The sequence below is a fragment of the Mycetohabitans sp. B3 genome (assembly GCF_021498065.1).
Classification (GTDB): Bacteria; Pseudomonadota; Gammaproteobacteria; order Burkholderiales; family Burkholderiaceae; genus Mycetohabitans.
Map to the genome: position 1 here is coordinate 1 of NZ_JAHLKN010000133.1, position 445 is coordinate 445.

Sequence of the window (445 nt, forward strand, 5' to 3'; positions counted from 1 at the left end):
GCGGCGGGTACGCGTGTGGGTAATGCATGCTTCAAGGCGGCGGCGCATGGCGCCCAACGTGGTGGCAAGAATGCATCCACGTTCATATTCCATGGCACTTTCAAAGACCTTGACGCCTCGTCCTTCTCGTCCCAGTACGGCATCGGCCGAGACACGGCAGTCCTTGAGTGTGATCCGGCCCATCTGTGCAGTGCGCAGTCCCATCTTTTCCAAAGGCGGGCTCAGCTCCAGGCCCGGGTTGGTCGTCTCGACCAGGAACGCGGTGACGCCCAGTGGACCGAGCGTGGGGTCAATGGTGGCGTAGAGGACGCATAGATCCGCGATAGGGGCGTTGGTGATGTAGGTTTTCGAACCGTTGAGGACATAGCTGTCGCCGTCTCGTACCGCTTGGGTGCGCATGGAGAACACGTCTGAGCCTGCTTCGTCTTCCGTCGAGGCATTGGCC

1 protein-coding gene is annotated in these 445 nt (G+C 60.9%); it reads right to left on the reverse strand.

Annotated features, from left to right (window positions below):
* Nucleotides 1-445 (reverse strand): acyl-CoA dehydrogenase family protein (locus tag KQH55_RS15930; protein ID WP_235091652.1); only part of this gene is annotated, 445 nt, incomplete at both ends.